Consider the following 3,683-nt stretch of genomic DNA (forward strand, 5'->3'; position numbering starts at 1 on the left):
GATCTTCTTGTACTCCTCCTCCGTCAGCTTATGCTGCAGGAGAAGGTCTTTGGTGATCGGCTGATCTTGCAGCTTCATCTATAGTTTCCGCTCCCTTCAGAATCTTGCTGATACCCTGTCTCCTTCAAAATGCCTTCAAGCGTGCCCAGCTTTTCCGCCTCCTCGACAAACAAGCGGACAGCCGTCTTCAGATTCCGTCTTGCCTCGCCCACATCCTTCCCGCAGCTTGAGACATCCAATTCAGGACAATGCCCAACGTAGGCTTTGCCTTCCTGAAAAATGATCGCATCAAACTCAATTGGAGTCATGAGCCATTCCGTTCAACAAATGGCAACCTTGGGCCTGCACAGCCACCTTCAATCCAGAGCCAAGATAGTTTCCATATAGTTCCCGCCTTGGCGGAGGACACGAAAATCCTGTCTGAGCTGGTCCCAGGTCTTCTCTTGGGCATTGGGAATCTGTGCTCTAGCCTGTTCCAACCTCATGACCGTTCCTGCTTCGGCAGTAGGGGTTCAAGGAACCGGAGCAGGCTCGGGACATCCCGCTGCGCCGTGCTCCAAACTTCGTCGAGGTCTATTTCATCGTATTCATGGATCAGCTTGTCACGCATCCCAGCAATGGCTGTCCAGGGAATCTCTGGATGGCGAACCCGGATCTCTTCCGACAATCGCTTGACGGCTTCCCCGATGACGAGCAGTTGATGGAGTACGGCCGACTGTGTTTTCACGTCCTGCATGAACGCCGTCCGGTCGAGGCCGCTGCAGAAATCAACCACGAGCCGACCAGCACGGGCCACGTCCAAGAGCGTCGCCGGATCACGAGACATGCACGACCTGAGCGGTGTTCAGGATGGCTTGCCGCCGGATCCAATTATGACTCCGTTCAATAGCCCGTCGGCTCACAAGGTGAACGCGCCGACCGAACAGATCAGCCATCTCCTGCTCCATACGAACGTGATCGAGCAAACTCCACTCCACATCCGGGGCGAACGTGGTCAGCACATCCACATCGCTATCCGGCCGAAAGTCATCGCGTAGAATGGAACCGAATAGGGCTAACTCGGTGATGCGCCATCGACGGCACAACGCCGCCAGTTGCTGCGCGGGGATGTCGATGCCATGAAGGTGAATGTCTCTCGTCATCGCTCCCCTTCGTCCATCAGCCGCTTGAACAGTCCATCCATAGATTTCATCCCCGGGACGTCCGTATTACTGTTGATCAGCAGCTCAATCGCTTCGAGAATCGCTCCGCATAGCACGGAGAATCCATGGCGATATATCTCACAATAACTTCCAAATCTCTTAACGCTGGCCCGGCCCAGACGATTCTAGCCACTGCTCCACCCTCTTTTCCGCCTCCTCTTGAGAAATCACGTCGCCTGCGTTTGCAGCAGCCATTCCACGTTCAATCTTCTCTCTGACGTAGATGTGATACTGAATGTCCTCCTGGGTGCAATCTTCCGGGAGGGTTTCCAACATCTTTCTCATCTCCTCTTTGACCGTGGTCTTATTCATGATCGTTCCTCCCGGATCGCTCCATCAGATCACCTTCAGCCAGTCTCACGTATATGACAACAACGTCCACTTGACCGGAGCTTCAAGAAGCTTGTTTCACCGCTGGCGGCACATGCTCGGCAACATGCGCGGCATACCGAACGGCAGCTAGAATTTGCTCTCCGGTGAGTGAATAGGCCTCCTGTACCGCGCCAAAACTTTCACCGGCCGCAAGGGCTCCCACGACTGTGGTCACATCAAACCTCGTTGCTGTTAAACACGGCTTTCCAAACCGAATATTGGGGTTCATTCGTCGGCCTTAATCAGGGGATGACAACAAAGATCGACGGTCTATTATCTGACAAGATACTTTGTAAGGTCGATCTCGCCGAATCCTCTTCTCCTTCGAAGTATCAATTTAGACCCTTGGTGTCGGATGCTCACATGCCAATAGAACCTATCTTCTAGCTGGGTCGTCCACATTCCATCCAGCCAAGCAGCAAAATCCTTAAATGGAATGAGCAAAACGATGTCTTCTGAACCACATCCATAGGCCACATATCCCTTTCCTGCGGCTTCTAACTTTTCCTTTTGGTGCGGATGAAACGCATACCAATACATCTCCCTCGTGTGAGTTCTAGAAACCGCACAAACGACCACCAAGGAGTCTTCGGGAGTACTATATGTGGCGCGCGTTTGTTTGAGCAAAGCCAGACCCAACTGTCTTTCGATGCGGCGGATGCAGGCCGCATGGAAATCAACCGGTATGAATTGGGGAGCTTTCTTGTCCTTCTTTCTGGGCTGATCCTCTTGCAGTTCAGCATCCTCGGCATCCTGCCGAATCTCTTCTGCGGCAGAAAAGACCAAGTCTATAATTCCGTCCACTTTCGTGAACTCTTGTGGCACCAAGACCCCCGCTATCTTCCTGAGCATTTGCGGATCTTCGACTGTCTCTTTGAGTGACATCAATCGAATTAACGCGTCGATACTAACTAGGCGTATATTCCAGGCATGCCTAGAGCCACGGATTTGCGCTTCAAGATCACCGGTATCCTGTCTACCAACTACGATCAGGACAGAAGACTTACCCTCTACAATCCTATTTTCCTGAATGAGCCTCCTTCTGTATTCAGCAATTGCGTCAAGGGCGATCCTGTAAGCATCGGTAGTCTTTACCTCGACGATAATTTCATTGCCAAACGACGATCTCCAGAGCCCATCGTGACCGCTTTGGCCTGAGCCACCACGATACCTTCCATCTTCAACTTGAAATCCAAGCCTTCGTCCAATCTGATTCACGATATCCTGCAGTGCCAATCCCCCAGACTCAAATTTGTCCGCCAGACATTCACCTGTATAGCGCGACAACAGCGAGGAGGGAATGCTTGAAAGAAACTCTCTGAATTCTCTCGAAGCATCTCCGGCATCTAACAGTTTTCCCGACCCAGCAATAGCTATAATCTGTTGGACGTGCTTGCCTTCGAGTTCACTTCGGGATCGTTTCCAGAGATCGATCAGTGACATCTAACTCTAACCCCGGTGATAGCAGTGCGGAGCGTAAAGGCAACGACAAGTCTGCACCCGGCTTTCCCAGCCGGGGAAATGAGTCGTATGCACGCTCTCCACCCGTATTGGTGACGGCCGGAGTCTGCGTCGCGAATCACACGGAGGCTCCGAGTATCGTACCCCCACCTCAGGCGTAAGGAGATGGCCAGAGCGATATTGCCAAGAGCGGTCGGGACCCATCGAGGGTGCGGCAGGCAGGAAAGCTGGCACTGACTGACGCTACACAGACTGCACAGCCTGTGGCGGAGGGAATTCCAGAAGGCTTCCGCCTGATGAACTCCGAAATGGTGACCGCGAAGGCGTCAAAGCGGCTGGCCATCCCTTCGCCCACTACCTTCATCCCAATAATCCCTGCCCACTTACCACTCGTGACGGCCGGAGTCTGCGTCGCGAATCACACGCCGGCTCGGGATACCGCACTTGTCTATCGGTCTCGCTAATCCACGGAGCCATAGCTGCGGTGAGCGAAATTGGCCGAAGGAGCGGGACACCCACCGAGGCTCGGGCTGGCAGGAAAGCGGAAACTGACCGAGTCTGCGAGGGAATTTCCGAAGGCTTCCGCCGGCCTGAGCCCGGAAGGGTCGCTCCGAGAGGCCTTGAAGCGAACGCCAGCATGGCTCCGCT

General features: G+C 53.7%; 8 protein-coding genes. All 8 read right to left on the reverse strand.

Translation table 11 applies throughout. The features are described 5' to 3' along the window. Nucleotides 1-74: 74 nt before the first annotated feature. Nucleotides 75-308 (reverse strand): type II toxin-antitoxin system HicB family antitoxin, encoded by a 234-nt coding sequence (locus ACOSYY_RS08200; protein ID WP_421661781.1) that lies wholly within the window; start codon nucleotides 306-308, stop codon nucleotides 75-77. Between the two features lie 48 nt (nucleotides 309-356). Further along, on the reverse strand, nucleotides 357-485 hold the full coding sequence (locus ACOSYY_RS08205) for a hypothetical protein (protein ID WP_421661782.1): 129 nt from the start codon (nucleotides 483-485) through the stop codon (nucleotides 357-359). Further along, complete coding sequence (locus ACOSYY_RS08210) at nucleotides 482-826, reverse strand: HepT-like ribonuclease domain-containing protein (protein WP_421661783.1); 345 nt, start codon at nucleotides 824-826, stop codon at nucleotides 482-484. Before ACOSYY_RS08210 ends, ACOSYY_RS08205 begins: the two co-directional genes overlap by 4 nt. Continuing rightward, complete coding sequence (locus ACOSYY_RS08215; protein WP_421661784.1) at nucleotides 816-1,142, reverse strand: nucleotidyltransferase family protein; 327 nt, start codon at nucleotides 1,140-1,142, stop codon at nucleotides 816-818. Before ACOSYY_RS08215 ends, ACOSYY_RS08210 begins: the two co-directional genes overlap by 11 nt. Nucleotides 1,143-1,301: 159 nt before the next feature. Next, the gene (locus tag ACOSYY_RS08220) at nucleotides 1,302-1,514 is read right to left on the reverse strand and encodes a hypothetical protein (protein ID WP_421661785.1); all 213 of its coding nucleotides are present in this window, start codon (nucleotides 1,512-1,514) and stop codon (nucleotides 1,302-1,304) included. A gap of 82 nt (nucleotides 1,515-1,596) precedes the next feature. After that, nucleotides 1,597-1,803 carry a DUF433 domain-containing protein gene (locus ACOSYY_RS08225; RefSeq protein WP_421661786.1) on the reverse strand — a complete coding sequence of 69 codons (207 nt, stop codon included), beginning with the start codon at nucleotides 1,801-1,803 and terminating at the stop codon, nucleotides 1,597-1,599. A 44-nt stretch (nucleotides 1,804-1,847) separates the two neighbouring features. Then, nucleotides 1,848-3,017: a hypothetical protein gene (locus tag ACOSYY_RS08230; RefSeq protein WP_421661787.1), complete on the reverse strand. Its 1,170-nt coding sequence runs from the start codon at nucleotides 3,015-3,017 to the stop codon at nucleotides 1,848-1,850. Between the two features lie 478 nt (nucleotides 3,018-3,495). Next, a partial coding sequence (locus ACOSYY_RS08235; protein WP_421661788.1) for a hypothetical protein occupies nucleotides 3,496-3,683 on the reverse strand: 188 nt, incomplete at its 5' end.

Source organism: Nitrospira sp. BLG_2 (assembly GCF_049222245.1).

Excerpts from the sequence above, each read along its gene's own strand:
- ACOSYY_RS08225 (WP_421661786.1), bottom strand. The coding sequence starts at position 1,803 with ATGAACCCCAATATTCGGTTTGGAAAGCCGTGTTTAACAGCAACGAGG.
- ACOSYY_RS08200 (WP_421661781.1), bottom strand. The coding sequence starts at position 308 with ATGACTCCAATTGAGTTTGATGCGATCATTTTTCAGGAAGGCAAAGCC.
- ACOSYY_RS08210 (WP_421661783.1), bottom strand. The coding sequence starts at position 826 with ATGTCTCGTGATCCGGCGACGCTCTTGGACGTGGCCCGTGCTGGTCGG.
- ACOSYY_RS08220 (WP_421661785.1), bottom strand. The coding sequence starts at position 1,514 with ATGAATAAGACCACGGTCAAAGAGGAGATGAGAAAGATGTTGGAAACC.
- ACOSYY_RS08230 (WP_421661787.1), bottom strand. The coding sequence starts at position 3,017 with ATGTCACTGATCGATCTCTGGAAACGATCCCGAAGTGAACTCGAAGGC.
- ACOSYY_RS08205 (WP_421661782.1), bottom strand. The coding sequence starts at position 485 with ATGAGGTTGGAACAGGCTAGAGCACAGATTCCCAATGCCCAAGAGAAG.
- ACOSYY_RS08215 (WP_421661784.1), bottom strand. The coding sequence starts at position 1,142 with ATGACGAGAGACATTCACCTTCATGGCATCGACATCCCCGCGCAGCAA.